The following is a 16743-nucleotide window of genomic DNA, read 5'->3' on the forward strand; positions in this document are numbered from 1 at the left end:
TTGGAGGCGCCGCGCTCAGCCAAGATCGTGCCGAGAGGGGAAGGCCGAGGGCAGCAGGCGTTTGGCAATTGGCAGTCGGCGGGAGGCTCTGCGGCGAATGGGCCTGGATAATACCTGCTGACCGCTTGAGCTCAGACCACTTCGATCTTGGCTCCGATGGCATTCAGCCTTCCCTCGATGTCCTGGTAGCCGCGGCGGATCTGCTCGATGTGATCGATGGTGCTCACTCCCTCGGCGCTGAGGGCCGCGATGAGCAGCGAGACGCCCGCGCGGATGTCGGGGCTTGTCATGCGGATGGCGCGCAGGGGCCGTTCGAAGTCCTTGCCGATCACCAATGCGCGGTGGGGATCGCAGAGCGTGATCTGGGCGCCCATCTCGATCAGCTTGTCCGTGAAGAACAAGCGGCTCTCGAACATCTTCTGGTGGATGAGCACGTGCCCGCTGGCCTGCGTGGCGGTGACCAGCACGATGCTCAGCAGGTCGGGAGTGAAGCCGGGCCAGGGGTGGTCGCTGATCACGCGGTTGCTGCCGTCGAGGAAGGGCTCAATCTCGTAATGCTCCTGCGCTGGAACATGGATGTCGTCGCCTTGGCGGATCACGGCGATGCCCAACTTGCGGAACACATCGGGGATGATGCCCAGATGGTCGTAGCCGGTGTCCTTGATGGTGATGGTGCTGCGCGTCAGGGCAGCCAGGCCGATGAAGGAGCCGATCTCGATCATGTCGGGCAGCATGCGATGCTCAGTGCCGCCGAGCTCTTTCACGCCATCGATGTGGAGCAGGTTGCTTCCGATCCCCTCGATCCTGGCGCCCATGCGCACCAGCATGCGGCAGAGCTGCTGGATGTACGGTTCGCAGGCGGCGTTGAAGATGGTGGTGCGCCCGTTAGCGAGCGTGGCGGCCATGATGATGTTCGCCGTGCCGGTCACGCTCGCTTCATCGAGCAGCATGTAGCAGCCCTTCAGCTTCTTGGCTTCGGCGTGGAAGAAGCCTTCCTTCTCGTCGTAGCGGATGGCGGCGCCGAGGCGCTCGAAGCCGATGAAGTGGGTGTCCATGCGGCGTCGGCCGATCCGGTCTCCGCCGGGTGACGGGATGTAGCCGCGACCGAATCGCGCAAGTGCAGGACCAGCCACCATCACGCTGCCGCGCAAGCTTCCGCCCATGCGCTTGTACTCCGGATCGAGGAAGAATTCGAGGTTCACATCCTTGGCTTGGAACCGGTAGCTGCCTGCCCCGAGTCTTTCCACGGCCACCCCCATCGCTTTCAGCAGGTCGATGAGCTTGTTCACATCCACGATGTCCGGGATGTTATGGATGGTCATCGGCTCGGACGTGAGCAGCACGGCGCAAAGGATCTGCAGTGCCTCGTTCTTGGCTCCTTGCGGAACCAGTTCGCCTTTCAGCCGTCGTCCGCCTTCGATCCGGAAACTGTTCATGGTGTTCGCGTTGCCGCGAAGCAAGAACGCGAGCGGCGCCTATATTCCATCGACGGCACCGAGGTGCTAACAGGCCGTTGTGTTTCGCTCTGGGAGGGTGGACATTGGAGCCACCGAGCAAGGCCGCGCCCACCGGTTGAGGGTTGAAGCTTGGAGCCAACGCGCGTGGCAAAGCCCACGGGATGCGGGTTGTACAACCCGCATCCTCGAATCAACCTCCAACCTCCTACCCCTAGTACCGATTCTTCTTCCGTTTCCGGTGCCGCTTCTTGCCGCCGCCACCGCCGCCCTCCTGATTGGCGTAGCGGGCCTTCCGCGGGTCCACTTCGCTGCGCGGACCGTTCCGCTGGGTGCTCAGCAGGGCATCCGTGCTGGCCAATTGCGCGGCAGCCGCCAGGCGCACCTTGCCGCCGCTCATGTCCGCGAGGTCCTTCAGTATCACGCCATCGGGCACGGTGTCGCGGTTCCAGGCAAGGAATTGCCGTTTCATCAGGTTGGCGATGAGCAACGCATAAGCATCGCGCTTGTCGCCCGCTTCCATCGCCGCGCATTGGACGATCATGCGCTCCACGATCTTGCCGTAATGGCCGTACTTGATGTCGCCTTGCGGGTATGGCACACGCGAGGGCTTGCTCTCCAGCTCCTCCGGTGTGGGCTTCGGGAATGGCGCATCCACATCGAGCTTGAACTCGCTCATGATGTGCAAATGGTCCCAGAGGGTGCGCTCGAAATTGTCGCTGTTGCGCAGCTGCGGGTTCAAGCGCGCGATCACTTGGATGATGGCCTTCGCGGAACGGGTGCGGCGCTCGCGATCCTCCATCTCCATGCACATCTCGACCATGCGCTGCACATTGCGGCCGTACTCGGGGATGATCAGGCGCGGGCGCTGGGTGTTGTAGTCGAAGGGGGCGTTGATCATGAGGGCGGGGAACGATTTATCGATGGTGCGCCGCTGGAGATAGGACGCTGGCGCCGCCGATTGGCAGCGCGGACGAAAGTAGGGATCGCCGCACTAGCCGCCGGTCTTGTAGAGCCGCACCCATTCCGGATCCTGCATGTCGCGGAGCAGGCGCAGCGCGTCCTTGCCGAAGTAAGGCCCCTGCCAGTGCGGATGCATTGGTGCGCGGTATGCCTGCAGCATGATCTGCTGTCGGGGCGATGGCGCCGACTCCTCGGCGCTCCAACCCAGGCCCTGGCCAGCAACTGGCGCGTCTCGGAAACGGAGCTTCCAGAGGTTCCGGATCGGAAGGCATTCCAATCCGCTCCGGACCGTGCCGTGCTCCAGCTGCGGGCCGCAATCCTGAATGCCGTGCTCCTCGAACAGATCGATTCCCTCGATGTTCGCTGGGCTCTCTTCGAGGCCGGCCATTTGCAGGATGAAGGCCTCGGTCCGGATAGGGCGGCTTTCCACCACCGCTCCGTTGAGCACCGAATAGATGAAGAGCGTGTAGAATTCGCCCTGAGCATTCGGGTTCAGGGTGAAGCCGAATTCGCGGTTCGCATATGGCCGATCCGGCTGAGCGCATAAGGAGCTCAGCATCAAGGAAAGCAATGCAAGCAGAAACCGATTGGTCTGCACGTGATAAGGCGGATCGGGCTAGCAAGCCGATCGGTTGAACGGAACATCGTGCCAGGAAGTTGGCGCTCAGCGCAAGCTCATCACCTCGCTGAGCAGCCTGGGAAGCGATCCCTCCGGCGCCTCATCATCGAAGTGGCTCAGCACGCAGTGCACATGCCGTCCGCGCACCTCGGCCGTCAGGTAATAGGCAATGATCGTGCGGCCGGTCTGCCCAACGACACGGACGATGCCCGGCACCTTGTATGCAATCCGGACCGCGCTGGCTTCCACGCCCTCGAAGGTCACCGGGACAGTATCCCGCGAAACGACCTCGTGTTCGATGATAGAGGCGTTCAGTTGAGCATCAAGCCTTGCCCTTGCGCGATCATGATCGGTGGTCACCCCCCAATTCATCTGGCCCAACCCGGAGCATTGGCAATTGTGGGGCGCCATCCAATGGCAGGCTGTTCCAAGCTTGATGACCCTGCCGCAGAACGTGATCTCATTGGCGGGCTGGACCACGGTTGGAACGAAGGATATTCCCATTGCGAGCAGCCGCTCAACCACGGCATGCTCGAAAACGGGATCTTGGGCAATGGGAGCAGCGAAGCCGATTACCCAGTACTTCGATGGGCCATTGGGGAGGAAGTAGAAGCGCTAATACAGCCCGCTCACTGTATCGCTGGTAGCATAAGTAGCGTTCGGCAGAGCCCATCGGGCATCATCCTTAGAGGCGACCACCGCCTTTGGCAATAGGCGCTTCAAGGTTTTCTCATAAGCCTTGTGGCCCGGCGGCCAATCATGGCTCTTGATCGCCATGGAGTACCCGTTGCCTTCGATGTGCAGGCGCTGTTCCTGGTCCATCATGCCGACCATTTCGGCGAACACATGCTGATGGGGATCCACTTTTACTCGATCGCCATCGGCAACAAGCGTTTGGCACCAAGCGATGCACGGAAGCAAACAGGCCGTTATCAAAGGAATCGTTGAGAGGCGCATCATCGACTCCATCTGCGTTCATCCTTCAACCACCGTCAGCTTCGCGAACCTTAGTAGCAATTGCTTCTGCCCTGCGCTAGGGAAGAAAACAGTGGCTTTCAAGTCGGGTGCATGGCCTTCCACCTTCAGCACCTTGCCCTTGCCGAAGCGCTCGTGCTCCACGGTCTGGCCTTCCTGCAGGTCAGGGACAAGCCCACCCAAGGTGCGCGTGGCTTGCAAGGGAGTCCCACTGGCGCTGATGCGTTTCAGGTTCTTGCGCTCGGGTTCGGTGGATGCGGGCGTGCGTGTTGCCGGTGCCGGCTTGGAGTACGGAGCTGCCTTCGCGATCCCGGGTGCGCTGCGCTCGCGTCCATAAATGGGTCGTGATGCTTGCTCGTCACTGCTTCTGTCGCTCGATGCCGTCTTCCGCGCCCAAGGCGGAGTGCCCTTGTCGAAGCCGGTGAAGAGTGATGGACGTTCCGCCTGCCTCGGCATCTCCAAGTACTTCGGGTCGATCTCGTCGATGAAGCGGCTGGGCTCGCTGGCGGTGAGGTTGCCCCATTTGTAGCGGCTCATCGCATAGCTCAGCGTGCAGCGCTTCTCGGCGCGCGTGATGGCCACATAGAAGAGGCGGCGCTCCTCTTCGAGGTCGGCGCGGCTCTGCATTGAAAGCGTGTTGGGGAAGAGATCTTCTTCCAGGCCCACCACATGCACGTACGGGAACTCGAGGCCCTTCGCGCTGTGGATGGTCATCAGGCTCACGCGGTCGTTGTCGTTCGGGTCGTCCTTGTCGGCATCGGTCAGCAGGGCCACGTCGATGAGGAAATCGCTCAGCGTACGTGGCACGTCGGTGCCTTCGGCCTGCGCATCGCTGAACTCCTTCATGCCGGCGATCAGCTCCATGATGTTCTCGTAGCGGCTAACGCCTTCGGGCGTCTTGTCCGCGAAAAGGTCTTTGAGGATGCCTGTGCGCCGTGCGATCTCCTCGCCCAGCACCGCCGCGCTATGCGTGGGCAGCTGTGCTTGGAACGCCTGGACCATCAGCACGAAATCGGCGATGGCCTTTCGCGTGCCACCGTGCACATCGAGTTCTTGCAGATGCTGGAGGATCAAGTCCCAGATGGGCATCTGCTTCGCGGTGGCGGCTACCACGAGCTTGTCCACCGTGGTTTGCCCGATGCCGCGCGTGGGGTAGTTGATCACGCGCTTCAGGGCCTCTTCATCGCGCGGATTGCACACGAGGCGGAAGTAGCTGATGAGGTCCTTGATCTCCTTTCGCTGGTAGAAGCTGAGGCCGCCGTAGATGCGATAGGGGAGGTTGAGCTTGCGCAGGGCTTCTTCCATGCTGCGGCTCTGCGCGTTGGTGCGGTACAGGATCGCGAAGCCCTTGTTCGGTACCTGGTTCTGCATCTTGGTCTCGAAGATGCTGTGGGCCACGAAGGCGCCTTCCTCGTTGTCGCTCAGCGAGCGGTGCACCTTGATCTTCTCGCCCTCGCCGTTGTCGGTCCAGATGGTCTTGTGGATCTGGTCCTTGTTCTTCTCGATGAGCGAATTCGCCGCTCCCACGATGGTCTTGGTGCTGCGGTAGTTCTGCTCGAGCTTGAAGAGCTTGTGGTCGGCGTAGTCGCTGCGGAAGTTGAGGATGTTCTGGATGTTCGCTCCGCGGAAGGCGTAGATGCTCTGGCTGTCGTCGCCCACGACGGTGATGTTCTCATGGCGCGCAGCCAGCGTCTTCACGATGCTGTACTGCACCGCGTTCGTATCCTGGTACTCGTCCACGAGCAAGTATTGGAAACGGCTCTGGTACTTCACCATCGCCTCCGGATGATCGCGGAAGAGCAGGGCGGTGTTGTACAGCAGGTCATCGAAGTCCATGGCGCCGGAGCGGAAGCAGCGCTCGGCGTAGGCCTTGTACAATTCGCCCATGCGCTCGCGGCCCACGGCGGCGTCACCGGCCATCAGTTCGCCGTTGGCCAGGTATTCCAGCGGACCGATCAGGTTGTTCTTCGCGATGCTGATGCGGCTGTGCACCTGATTGGGCTTGTACAGCTTGTCGTCGAGCTGCCACTCCTTGAGGATGGCCTTGATGACGCTGCGGCTGTCGTCGGTATCGTAGATCGTGAAGTCCTTCGGGTAGCCGAGCTTGTCGGCCTCGATGCGCAGGATGCGCGCGAACACGCTGTGGAAGGTGCCCATCCACAGGTTGCGCGCCTCGCCGCTCTGCCCGCCGAGGATCTTCGCGATGCGCTCCTTCATCTCTCGCGCGGCCTTGTTGGTGAAGGTGAGCGCGAGGATGCGGAAGGGGTCCACGCCCTTGGCGGCCATCAGGTGGGCGATGCGCACGGTGAGCACGCGCGTCTTGCCGCTGCCAGCGCCGGCGATCACCATCATGGGGCCTTCTGTAGCTTCCACGGCGGCGCGCTGCGCGGGGTTGAGGCCGTCGAGGTAGTTCATCGGCGACGAAGGTAGACCGATGCTGAATGGTGCTCAGCGCTTGTCGCGAACCGGCTTGGTGCTGAGACGATAGGATGCGGCGTTGCCTTGGCCTGTCTTGGTGAGCACGCCTCCGTTGACAGCATCCTTCAGGTCTCGTGTTGCGGTGGCCGTGCTGATCCATGGATGATAGGCCATGTACTCGCTTCGTCGGAAGGGCTCATCCTCTTTCCCGCGTCGGCGTCGATCCAGCAAGAAAACGCTGACCCGATCAGCGGGGAAGCTTACCGGATCGCGGGAGGCAAGGAGCTCCGCGAGCGCTTCCTCGATTCGTTCCAACGAATAAACGATGAAGCCCACGCAATCTCCACGGCGATCGGCATACTCGAGCGCGGCATGGTAGGCGGGCTCGGCGCGTTGGATGAAGGCCTCAACGGGCAAGTACGTGAATACGGGCCAATGGCGCGCTAACAATGCGCGTTGCCAGAGGCGGGCCAGGCGGCCATTACCTGCTGTGAAGGGGCGCAGATAGACCAATCCGAAGTGCAGCACGCAACTGGTAAGCAAGGGGGGGAAGTCATCCTCCTCAACGTAGCGGAGCAATTCCTGAACAGCCACGGATAAGCCCTTCGCTGGAGCGGTACGAAGTGGTTGGGGATCTCCATAGAACACCTCTATGGTCCCAGCGCGGTAATGTCCGGCGTCCATGGCCAGGCCATGCATGAGCACGCTGTGGGCTTGGCGGAGGTCTTGTTCTGCGAATGGGTCGAAACCGGCGATCTGCTCATAGAGCCGGTGGGTGTTCACCGCTTCAAGTGCCACTGGTCCTTTTGTCGATGCCGCGTGGTCCATCATCAACTCGGCGATGGGCCCGTGATCGAGCACGCTGCCCTCTATGGCCAAGGTGGCCTGCACGGCGCTCACCCGGTAGGTCTTGTCCAACCCATGGGGCGCGAGGTGAAGCTGCCGGGCATGGACCTGCCCGAGTTGGTGATGCACAGCAGTAAGCAGATGCAAAACGCGCGGGCTAATGGAGTGAAAGGTGATGCTCGAGATGTCCATTTAACGAATCAAATGATTCGAACAAAGGTAGAGTTAAGAACTGAGCGCTTTCTGTAAAGCGCGAGCTGATTCGGGGGTGATCAGCAGCATGGCACCTTTCAGAATCGTATCTCACAAAACGGCTGATCGACAGTGATATATGAGTAAGCCGCCGCACGGGAAGCAGCACAAATCCTTGTGCTCGTCCATTGTCCTTGAAGAAAATTCCATGAACAGGACTTGGTGGGAAACACAGTTCCGCTACTTTCGCAGCCCGTTTTCCGCCAGAAAAACACGGAAACGCCTGACAGTCAAGCCGAAAGCACCTCATGCCAACGATTCAGCAGCTCATCCGCAAAGGCCGCGAGAACCCGGTCTACAAGAGCAAGTCGATTGCTCTGAAGTCGTGCCCCCAGCGCCGTGGCGTGTGCACCAAGGTGTACACCACCACGCCGAAGAAGCCGAACTCGGCACTTCGCAAGGTGGCCAAGGTGCGCCTGGTGAATGGTTACGAAGTGATCGCTTACATCGGCGGCGAGGGCCATAACCTGCAGGAACACAGCATCGTGCTCGTGCGCGGTGGCAGGGTGAAGGACCTGCCCGGCGTGAAGTACCACATCGTGCGCGGCGTGCTCGACACCAGCGGTGTTGAAGGACGAAACCAGCGCCGCAGCAAGTACGGCACCAAGAAGCCCAAGGCCGGAGCCGCTCCTGCCAAGAAGAAGTAAGCGCTAACGGAAAAGGAACAGGAACATGCGCAAGAAAGCAGTCAAGCACACCACGCTGCCCGATCCCAAGTTCGGCGACGAGCAGGTGACCAAGTTCGTGAACAACCTGATGTACGACGGCAAGAAGAGCAAGTCGTTCGACATCTTCTACAACGCCATCGACATCGTGGCGGAGAAGAGCGGGGAGGACGGCCTGGAGATCTTCCGCAAGGCCCTCACGAACGTGACGCCCCAAGTGGAAGTGCGCAGCCGCCGCGTTGGCGGTGCCAACTTCCAGATTCCCCAACAGGTGCGCGAGGAGCGCAAGAAGAGCTTGGCCATGAAGTGGCTGATCGGCTATGCGCGCGGACGCAATGAGCGCAGCATGGCGCAGAAGCTCGCCAACGAGATCCTCGCGGCCAGCAAGGAGGAAGGAGCGGCCTTCAAGAAGAAAGAGGAGATCCACAAGATGGCCGAGGCCAACAAGGCCTTCAGCCACTTCCGGTTCTGATAACGACGGTAGAGCAAGCGAGCAATGGCCAAAAGGGACCTGACATACACGCGGAACATCGGCATCATGGCCCACATCGATGCGGGCAAGACGACGACTTCCGAGCGCATCCTCTACTACACCGGGCTGGTTCACAAGATCGGCGAGGTGCATGATGGCGCCGCCACCATGGACTGGATGGAGCAGGAGCAGGAGCGTGGCATCACCATTACTAGCGCCGCCACCACCACCAGTTGGAACTACCGCGGCGACAAGTACAAGATCAACTTGATCGACACCCCTGGCCACGTAGACTTCACCGTTGAGGTGGAGCGCAGCCTGCGCGTGCTCGATGGCGCTGTTGCCCTCTTCTGCGCCGTAGGCGGTGTTGAGCCTCAGAGCGAGACCGTTTGGCGTCAGGCCAACAAGTACAAGGTGCCGCGCATCGGTTTCGTGAACAAGATGGACCGCAGCGGGGCCGACTTCTTCAGCGTTGTTGCGCAGATCCGGGAGCGTTTGGGCGCGAACCCGGTTCCCTTGCAGGTGCCCATCGGCGCCGAAGCCGATTTCCTCGGTGTGGTCGACCTGATCAACAACCGCGGCATGGTGTGGAACGAATCCGACCAGGGCATGACCTGGAAGGAAGTCCCCATTCCCGAGGACCTGAAGGACACCGTGAAGGAGTGGCGCGATAAGCTCATCGAAGCCGTTGCCGAGAGCGACGACAAGTTGATGGAGAAGTATTTCGCCGACCCCGATAGCCTGACCGAGGCGGAGGTGATGGAGGCCGTGCGCAAGAGCACGATCAACATGAGCATCACGCCCATCCTCTGTGGCAGCGCCTTCAAGAACAAAGGCGTGCAGACCATGCTCGATGCGGTGATGGCCTACCTGCCCAGCCCTTTGGATTTGGAAGCTGTGACAGGCATTGACCCGAGAACGGATGCGGAGGCAACCCGTAAACCCGATCCGGATGAGCCCTTTGCCGGACTGGCATTCAAGATCGCGACGGATCCGTTCGTGGGCCGCTTGGCGTTCTTCCGCGCTTACAGCGGCGTGCTCGAGGCCGGAAGCTACGTGCTCAATACCCGCAGTGATAAGAAGGAGCGCATCAGCCGCATCTTCCAGATGCACTCCAACAAGCAGAATCCCGTGGAGCGCATCGAGGCAGGTGACATCGGTGCCGCGGTTGGTTTCAAGGATATCCGCACGGGCGATACGCTTTGCGCTGAAGACCACCCGATCATCCTCGAGAGCATGAGCTTCCCCGAGCCGGTCATCGGCATCGCGGTGGAGCCCAAGACACAGGCTGACCTGGACAAGATGGGCGCCGCCTTGGCGAAGCTCGCTGAGGAGGACCCTACCTTCAAGGTCCACACCGACGAGGATACGGGCCAGACCGTGATCAGCGGCATGGGCGAATTGCACTTGGAGATCCTCGTGGACCGCATGAAGCGCGAGTTCAAGGTGGAGTGCAACCAGGGTGCGCCGCAGGTGAAGTACAAGGAAGCCATCAGCGGCAGCGTGGAGCACCGCGAATTGTACAAGAAGCAAACGGGTGGCCGGGGCAAATTCGCCGACATCCATGTGCGTATCGAGCCGCAGACGGACCCCGCCAAATTGGGCTTGGAGTTCATCGACGAGATCAAGGGCGGTTCGATCCCGAAGGAATTCATCGGTCCGGTTTCCAAGGGCTTCGAGGCTTCCTTGAAGAATGGCGTGCTCGCAGGCTTCCCGATGGAAAGCCTGAAAGTGACGCTGTACGACGGTTCCTTCCACAACGTGGACTCCGATGCGCTGAGCTTCGAGATCTGCGCCAAGGCTGCGTTCCGCAACGCGGTTCCCAAGTGCAAGCCCGTGCTGCTCGAGCCGATCATGAAGATCGAGGTGATCACGCCCGAGGAGAACATGGGCGATATCGTGGGCGACCTCAATCGCCGTCGCGGTACGATCATGGGCATGGAGGACCGCGCTGGCGCGAAAGCCATCAAGGGCACGGTGCCCTTGAGCGAGATGTTCGGCTATGTGACCTCCCTGCGCACCATGAGCTCTGGCCGCGCCAGCAGCACCATGGAATTCAGCCATTACGTTCCTGCACCCAACAACGTCACCGAAGCCGTATTGGCCAAAGTGCGTGGAAAAGTGTCTGCCTAATCCGCGAACCCAGATGACCCAGAAGATCCGGATCAAGCTCAAATCGTACGACCATAACCTGGTTGACAAGAGCGCGGAGAAGATCGTGAAGACGGTGAAGACCACCGGCGCCGTGGTGAGCGGTCCTATTCCCCTGCCCACCCACAAGCGCTCCTTCACTGTCCTGCGCAGCCCGCACGTCAACAAGAAGGCCCGCGAGCAGTTCCAGCTGTGCAGCTACAAGCGCATGATGGACATCTACAGCTCCTCGAGCAAGACGATTGATGCGCTGATGAAGCTGGAGCTCCCCAGCGGCGTGGAGGTGGAGATCAAAGTCTGACCGGGAACCCAAGGCAACAGCAGTTCTCGACTCAACAACATCAGCCATGAGCGGACTAATCGGAAAGAAAATCGGGATGACCAGCCTGTTCGATACGGACGGCAGCCTTGTGGCTTGCACCGTGATCGAGGCTGCCCCTAACGTGGTGAGCCAGGTGAAGACCGCGGAGAAGGACGGCTACCAGGCGGTGCAACTGGCTTTCGGCGAGCGCCGCGCGAAAAGCTCGAATGCAGCCGAGATGGGCCACTACAAGAAGGCCAATACCACTCCCAAGGTGAAGTCGCACGAGTTCAAGGAATTCGAGACCGAGCTGAAGCTGGGCGATACCGTTGACGTCAACCTATTCGAGGAAGGCAGCTTCGTCACGGTCACTGGCAACAGCAAGGGCAAGGGCTTCCAGGGCGTAGTGAAGCGCCACGGCTTCAGCGGCGTGGGCGAAGCCACCCACGGCCAGCATGATCGAAGCCGCGCTCCCGGTTCGCTGGGCGGCAGCTCTTACCCCAGCCGCGTGTTCAAGGGCATGCGCATGGCGGGCCGCACCGGCGGGAACAAGATCACCACCGAGAACCTGAAGGTGGTGAAAGTGGATGCTAGCAAGAACCTGTTGCTGCTCAAGGGCACCGTTCCCGGTCCCAAAGGCAGCATCGTCATCATCTGGAAGTAAGATGGAGATCGAGATCTACAGCAAGGACGGCAAGTCCACCGGCAAGAAAGCCAAGCTGAACGATGCGGTGTTCGCCATCGAGCAGCCCAACGACCACGCCATCTGGCTGGACGTGAAGCAGCACCTGGCCAACAAGCGCCAAGGCACCGCCAAGACGCTCGAGAAGAGCGAGGTGAGCGGAAGCAGCAAGAAGCTGCATCGCCAGAAGGGCACCGGCGGCAGCCGCAAAGGCTCCATCAAGAGCCCGCTCTTCCCAGGTGGCGCGCGCGTCTTCGGCCCGAAGCCACGCGATTACCACTTCAAGCTGAACAAGAAGGTGAAGGACCTGGCCCGCCGCAGCGCCCTCACCTACAAGGCCAAGGATGGCGCGATCAAGGTGCTCGACAGCGCCGCCATGAGCGCACCCAGGACCAAGGAATTCGCGGCGCTGCTCAACGCCTTCTCGCTCGGTGCGCGCAAGGCCGTGATCGTGGTGCCCGCCAAGGATGAGAACCTGCTGCTGAGCAGCCGCAATGTGCAGCGCGCCCGCGTGGTGGTTGCCAGCGAGCTCAGCACCTACGATATCATGAACGCCAACGGGCTGATCATCGCCAAGGACGCGATCGCCCCGTTGGAGGCAACCCTTACCAAGTAAGCCATGAGCCAGATCATCATCCGACCCATCGTCACGGAGAAGCTCACGGCCCAGGGCGAGAAGGAGAACCGCTACGGCTTCGTGGTTGACCGCACCAGCAACAAGGTGCAGATCAAGGAAGCCGTGGAGAAGGAATACAAAGTCACCGTTACCGGTGTGCGCACCATGATCAGCCATGGGAAGCGTCGCACGCGCTACACCAAGAGCCTCATCCTCCGCGGCCGTACGCCCTCAGTGAAGAAGGCCATCGTTACCGTGAAGGCCGGCGACACCATCGATCTCTACAGCAGCATCTAAGCCATGGGTATCCGCAAGCTCAACCCCGTTACCGCCGGCACGCGCCACCGCGTGATCACCGACTTCGAGGGCGTGACTACCAACGTGCCGGAGAAGTCCCTGACCAGCGGCACCACCAAGTCAGGTGGCCGCAACAACCAGGGAAAGATGACCATGCGCTACATCGGCGGTGGTCATAAGCAGCGCTACCGCATCGTCGATGTGAAGCGAGACAAGCACGGCATCCCTGCAACGGTGAAGACCATCGAGTACGATCCGAACCGCAGCGCCCGGATCGCCCTGCTCAATTACGCGGATGGCGAGAAGCGGTACATCCTCGCACCGAATGGCCTGCAGGTAGGGCAGACGCTCTTGAGCGGCCGCAGCGGGGTCGCGCCCGAAGTAGGCAACGCGCTCCCGCTGAGCGAGATTCCGTTGGGCACCGTGGTGCACAACGTGGAACTGCAGCCCGGCAAGGGCGGGTCCATCGCGCGCAGCGCAGGCACCTTCGCGCAGCTCAGCGCGCGTGAGGGCCGGTACGCCACCTTGAAGATGCCGAGCGGCGAACTGCGCATGGTGCTGGTGGCCTGCCTGGCAACCGTTGGCACCGTGGGCAACGGCGAGCACATGCTGCAGAAGAGCGGCAAGGCCGGCCGCAGCCGCTGGCAGGGCCGTCGTCCGCGCACCCGCCCGGTGGCCATGAACCCGGTGGATCACCCGATGGGCGGTGGCGAAGGCCGCGCCTCCGGCGGGCATCCGCGCAGCCGCAAGGGCTTGCTGGCCAAAGGCAAGAAGACCCGCGCGCCGAAGAGCCGCAGCAATCGCTTCATCCTGGAACGCATCAACGCCAAGAAGGGCGCCTAGTCCAAGCATAGATCATGAGCCGTTCACTCAAGAAACCGCCGTTCATCCACTACAAGCTGAGCAAGCGCGTGGCTGACGCCCAGACCTCGGGCAAGAAGAACGTGATCAAGACCTGGTCGCGCGCTTCCACCATCAGCCCCGAATTCGTGGGCCTCACCATCGCCGTTCACAACGGCCGCAAGTTCATCCCCGTGTACGTGACCGAGAACATGGTCGGTCACAAGCTGGGCGAGTTCGCGCCCACGCGCACCTTCCGCGGACACTCCGGCAACAAGAGCAATTGATCATGGGACAGCGTAAGCATCTCGCCGCGAAAGCGCGCAAGGAAGCCATGAAGACCGTGGCCATCGCGCACCTGCGCAATGTGCCCACCAGCACCCGCCGCATGCGCCAGGTGGCCGACCTGATCCGCGGCGAGAACGTGGACAAGGCGCTGGGCATCCTGCGCTTCAGCACCCGCCACAGCAGCCGCGACCTGGAGAAGCTCCTGATGAGCGCGATCGCCAACTGGGAGGCCAAGAACGAAGGCCGCAAAGCCGACGAGGCCGCTCTGAAGGTGACAAGCGTGCAAGTGAATGAGGCCCGTGGCCTCAAGCGCATGCTGCCCGCTCCGCAAGGCCGCGCGTATCGCATGAAGAAGCGGAGCAACCACGTGAGCCTGATCGTCGACAGCACTCAAGCCTAAGCCGAGAACAACGCACAATGGGACAGAAAGCACATCCGATCGGGCAGCGCCTCGGCTTCATCAAGGGCTGGGACAGCAACTGGTACGGCGGCAACGACTACACCGAGAAATTGGTGGAGGACGAGAAGATCCGCACCTACCTGATGGCCCGCTTGAAGAAAGCGAGCGTGAGCAAGATCGTCATCGAGCGCACCCTGAAGCTCGTGACCGTCACCATCAACACCGCGCGCCCGGGCGTGATCATCGGCAAGGGTGGCGCTGAAGTGGATAAGCTCCGCGAGGAGATGAAGAAGCTCACCGGCAAGGACGTGCAGCTGAACATCTTCGAGATCAAGCGCCCTGAGCTCGATGCCCGCTTGGTGGCCGACAGCATCGCGCGCCAGCTCGAAGGCCGCATCAGCTTCCGCCGCGCCATGAAGATGGCCGTGGCCAGCACCATGCGCATGGGTGCTGAAGGCATCAAGCTCCAAGTGAGCGGCCGTCTCAATGGTGCTGAGATCGCACGCACCGAGAAGTACCGCGATGGCCGTGTTCCCCTGCACACCCTGCGCGCCGACATCGATTTCGCCATCACCGAAGCGCACACCAAGATGGGCCGCATCGGAGTGAAATGCTGGATCTGCCGCGGTGAGGTGTATGGCAAGCGCGACCTCAGCCCGAACGTAGGCCAGCCTAAAGGCGGGGGCCCGGCCGGGCCGCGCATGGGCGGTGATCGTCCTGAGCGTCGTGGCGGTGATCGCCGTGGCCCGGGTGGAGATCGCCGTGGACCAGGCGGCCCTGGCGGAGAGCGTCGCTTCGGCGGCGGTGGTAATGATCGTCGCGGCCCTGGCGGCGGCGGTCGTGGTGGAAATAACCGTAATAGCTAAGAAGCCATGTTGCAACCGAAGCGCAGCAAGCGCCGCAATATGCATAAGGGCCGTATGAAGGGTCAGGCCCAACGCGGTCACCGCGTGAGCCTAGGGTCCTTCGGCCTCAAAGCCATGGAGAGCGTGTGGCTCACCAGCCGCCAGATCGAGGCCGCCCGCGTGGCGCTCACCCGCCACATGAAGCGGGAAGGTCAGGTGTGGATCAAGGTGTTCCCCGACAAGCCTGTGACCAGCAAGCCCGCCGAGGTGCGCATGGGTAAGGGCAAGGGTTCATTGGACCATTGGGTCGCCGTATGCCACGCCGGCCGGATCATCTTCGAAGTGGATGGCGTGCCAACCGCCACGGCCAAGGAAGCACTGCGCCTGGCCGCACAGAAACTGCCCATCCCGACCAAGTTCGTGATGCGCGAAGACTACGACGGTCAATAAGCGAGCGCCATGAAGAAGAAAGGACTTGAACTCAACGACCTGACGATGCAGGAACTGCAGGATAAGCTGCAGGAAGAGCGGGGCGCGCTCACCAAGCTGCGCTTCAGCCACACCGTCAGCCCCATCGAGAACCCCATGCAGTTGCGCTCCAAGCGAAAGGAAGTGGCGCGCATCCTCACCGAGCTCCGAAAGCGCGAACTCGTAAACACGGCCAGCAAATGAGCACCGAGACCACTTCAGCCGCCACTGCCCGCAACCTCCGCAAGGAGCGTGTCGGCGTGGTCACCAGCGATAAAATGAGCAAGAGCATAACGGTGACCGTTGAGCGTCGCGTGATGCACCCCAAGTACGGCAAGTTCGTGAAGCTCTCCAGCAAGTTCATGGCGCACGATGAGAAGGGCGAGGCCCATATCGGCGACACCGTGCGCATCATGGAGACCCGCCCGGTGAGCAAGCTGAAGCGCTGGCGCCTGGTGGAAGTGATCGAGCGCGCCAAGTAATCCCCGCACCCCCATGATCCAACAGGAATCCCGACTCAACGTGGCCGATAACAGCGGCGCCAAGGAGGTGCTCTGCATCCGCGTGCTCGGTGGCACCGCCCGCCGCTATGCGCGCATCGGCGACACCATCGTGGTCACCGTGAAGGACGCCATGCCCAACGGCCAAGCCAAGAAGGGCACCGTGCACAAGGCCGTGGTGGTCCGCACCAAGAAGGAGACCCGTCGCAAGGATGGCTCCTACATCCGCTTCGACGACAATGCGGTGGTGATCCTCGACGCTGCAGGCGAGATGAAGGGCACCCGCATCTTCGGTCCGGTCGCGAAGGAGCTGCGCGAGAAGAAGTTCATGAAGATCATCTCCCTGGCCCCCGAAGTACTCTAAGCCATGCAGAAGAAGACGCACATCAAGAAAGGCGATATGGTCGTGGTGCTCGCAGGCGAGGACCGCACCAAGCAAGGTCGCGTGCTCGAGGTGAACCGCGAGCGCATGACCGCCATCGTCGAGGGCCGCAACATCAAGAAGAAGCACAGCAAGCCTTCCACGGCCAGCCCTCAAGGCGGCATCGTGGACAAGGAAGGCCCCATCCATCTCAGCAACCTGATGCTGATCGATGCCAAGACCGGCGAACCCGGTCGTGTGGGCCGTCGATTGGACAAGGAAGGCAAGCTGGAGCGTTACGTGAAGACCAAGAAATCCAAGGCCTAAGCC

At 61.5% G+C, this 16743-nt stretch carries 23 protein-coding genes; 16 read left to right on the forward strand and 7 right to left on the reverse strand.

All coding sequences use genetic code 11. The annotated features are described in order from the left end of the window. Positions 1 to 131: 131 nt before the first annotated feature. The 7 genes from murA to IPK70_03600 all read right to left on the reverse strand — a co-directional run bounded on the left by murA (position 132) and on the right by IPK70_03600 (position 7467). Positions 132 to 1436, reverse strand: a complete 1305-nt coding sequence (gene murA / locus IPK70_03570; protein MBK8226236.1) for a UDP-N-acetylglucosamine 1-carboxyvinyltransferase — start codon at positions 1434 to 1436, stop codon at positions 132 to 134. Positions 1437 to 1668: 232 nt separating this feature from the next. Then, on the reverse strand, positions 1669 to 2355 hold the full coding sequence (locus tag IPK70_03575; GenBank protein MBK8226237.1) for a DUF4290 domain-containing protein: 687 nt from the start codon (positions 2353 to 2355) through the stop codon (positions 1669 to 1671). Between the two features lie 93 nt (positions 2356 to 2448). Beyond that, positions 2449 to 2976, reverse strand: coding sequence for a hypothetical protein (locus IPK70_03580; GenBank protein MBK8226238.1), 528 nt, complete (start codon positions 2974 to 2976; stop codon positions 2449 to 2451). 105 nt (positions 2977 to 3081) lie between these two features. Then, a complete protein-coding gene (locus IPK70_03585; protein MBK8226239.1) occupies positions 3082 to 3300 on the reverse strand; it encodes a hypothetical protein in 219 nt (72 codons plus the stop codon). A 351-nt stretch (positions 3301 to 3651) separates the two neighbouring features. Next, complete coding sequence (locus IPK70_03590) at positions 3652 to 3996, reverse strand: hypothetical protein (protein ID MBK8226240.1); 345 nt, start codon at positions 3994 to 3996, stop codon at positions 3652 to 3654. Between the two features lie 15 nt (positions 3997 to 4011). Further along, complete coding sequence (locus tag IPK70_03595) at positions 4012 to 6426, reverse strand: UvrD-helicase domain-containing protein (GenBank protein MBK8226241.1); 2415 nt, start codon at positions 6424 to 6426, stop codon at positions 4012 to 4014. A gap of 33 nt (positions 6427 to 6459) precedes the next feature. Next, positions 6460 to 7467 carry a Fic family protein gene (locus IPK70_03600; protein ID MBK8226242.1) on the reverse strand — a complete coding sequence of 336 codons (1008 nt, stop codon included), beginning with the start codon at positions 7465 to 7467 and terminating at the stop codon, positions 6460 to 6462. Between the two features lie 308 nt (positions 7468 to 7775). Here IPK70_03600 and IPK70_03605 point away from each other — a divergent pair, with 308 nt between their 5' ends. Genes IPK70_03605 through rplX form a run of 16 tightly spaced genes read left to right on the forward strand, consistent with a single transcriptional unit; the run spans position 7776 to position 16740 of the window. Beyond that, the gene (locus IPK70_03605) at positions 7776 to 8174 is read left to right on the forward strand and encodes a 30S ribosomal protein S12 (protein ID MBK8226243.1); all 399 of its coding nucleotides are present in this window, start codon (positions 7776 to 7778) and stop codon (positions 8172 to 8174) included. A gap of 25 nt (positions 8175 to 8199) precedes the next feature. Next, entirely contained in the window at positions 8200 to 8664 is a 465-nt protein-coding gene (rpsG, locus tag IPK70_03610; GenBank protein MBK8226244.1) for a 30S ribosomal protein S7, read from the forward strand. A 24-nt stretch (positions 8665 to 8688) separates the two neighbouring features. Further along, entirely contained in the window at positions 8689 to 10797 is a 2109-nt protein-coding gene (fusA, locus tag IPK70_03615) for an elongation factor G (protein ID MBK8226245.1), read from the forward strand. A 13-nt stretch (positions 10798 to 10810) separates the two neighbouring features. Next, complete coding sequence (rpsJ, locus tag IPK70_03620) at positions 10811 to 11116, forward strand: 30S ribosomal protein S10 (protein ID MBK8226246.1); 306 nt, start codon at positions 10811 to 10813, stop codon at positions 11114 to 11116. A gap of 46 nt (positions 11117 to 11162) precedes the next feature. Continuing rightward, positions 11163 to 11780, forward strand: coding sequence for a 50S ribosomal protein L3 (rplC, locus tag IPK70_03625; GenBank protein ID MBK8226247.1), 618 nt, complete (start codon positions 11163 to 11165; stop codon positions 11778 to 11780). 1 nt (position 11781) lies between these two features. After that, the gene (gene rplD / locus IPK70_03630; GenBank protein MBK8226248.1) at positions 11782 to 12414 is read left to right on the forward strand and encodes a 50S ribosomal protein L4; all 633 of its coding nucleotides are present in this window, start codon (positions 11782 to 11784) and stop codon (positions 12412 to 12414) included. A gap of 3 nt (positions 12415 to 12417) precedes the next feature. Continuing rightward, positions 12418 to 12711, forward strand: a complete 294-nt coding sequence (rplW, locus tag IPK70_03635) for a 50S ribosomal protein L23 (protein ID MBK8226249.1) — start codon at positions 12418 to 12420, stop codon at positions 12709 to 12711. A gap of 3 nt (positions 12712 to 12714) precedes the next feature. Then, positions 12715 to 13554, forward strand: coding sequence for a 50S ribosomal protein L2 (gene rplB, locus IPK70_03640; GenBank protein ID MBK8226250.1), 840 nt, complete (start codon positions 12715 to 12717; stop codon positions 13552 to 13554). A 14-nt stretch (positions 13555 to 13568) separates the two neighbouring features. Further along, entirely contained in the window at positions 13569 to 13838 is a 270-nt protein-coding gene (gene rpsS / locus IPK70_03645; protein MBK8226251.1) for a 30S ribosomal protein S19, read from the forward strand. Positions 13839 to 13840: 2 nt separating this feature from the next. Beyond that, a complete protein-coding gene (gene rplV / locus IPK70_03650) occupies positions 13841 to 14239 on the forward strand; it encodes a 50S ribosomal protein L22 (protein ID MBK8226252.1) in 399 nt (132 codons plus the stop codon). Positions 14240 to 14256: 17 nt separating this feature from the next. Next, entirely contained in the window at positions 14257 to 15105 is an 849-nt protein-coding gene (gene rpsC / locus IPK70_03655) for a 30S ribosomal protein S3 (protein ID MBK8226253.1), read from the forward strand. Positions 15106 to 15111: 6 nt separating this feature from the next. After that, the gene (gene rplP, locus IPK70_03660) at positions 15112 to 15534 is read left to right on the forward strand and encodes a 50S ribosomal protein L16 (protein ID MBK8226254.1); all 423 of its coding nucleotides are present in this window, start codon (positions 15112 to 15114) and stop codon (positions 15532 to 15534) included. Positions 15535 to 15543: 9 nt separating this feature from the next. Then, positions 15544 to 15756: a 50S ribosomal protein L29 gene (gene rpmC, locus IPK70_03665; protein MBK8226255.1), complete on the forward strand. Its 213-nt coding sequence runs from the start codon at positions 15544 to 15546 to the stop codon at positions 15754 to 15756. Then, on the forward strand, positions 15753 to 16034 hold the full coding sequence (rpsQ, locus tag IPK70_03670) for a 30S ribosomal protein S17 (protein MBK8226256.1): 282 nt from the start codon (positions 15753 to 15755) through the stop codon (positions 16032 to 16034). Before rpmC ends, rpsQ begins: the two co-directional genes overlap by 4 nt. Before the next feature lie 13 nt (positions 16035 to 16047). Next, positions 16048 to 16416 carry a 50S ribosomal protein L14 gene (gene rplN / locus IPK70_03675; GenBank protein ID MBK8226257.1) on the forward strand — a complete coding sequence of 123 codons (369 nt, stop codon included), beginning with the start codon at positions 16048 to 16050 and terminating at the stop codon, positions 16414 to 16416. A 3-nt stretch (positions 16417 to 16419) separates the two neighbouring features. Continuing rightward, entirely contained in the window at positions 16420 to 16740 is a 321-nt protein-coding gene (gene rplX / locus IPK70_03680; GenBank protein ID MBK8226258.1) for a 50S ribosomal protein L24, read from the forward strand. The last annotated feature ends 3 nt before the right edge of the window (positions 16741 to 16743 follow it).

This window comes from Flavobacteriales bacterium, from assembly GCA_016712535.1.
Lineage (GTDB): Bacteria > Bacteroidota > Bacteroidia > Flavobacteriales_F > PHOS-HE28 > PHOS-HE28.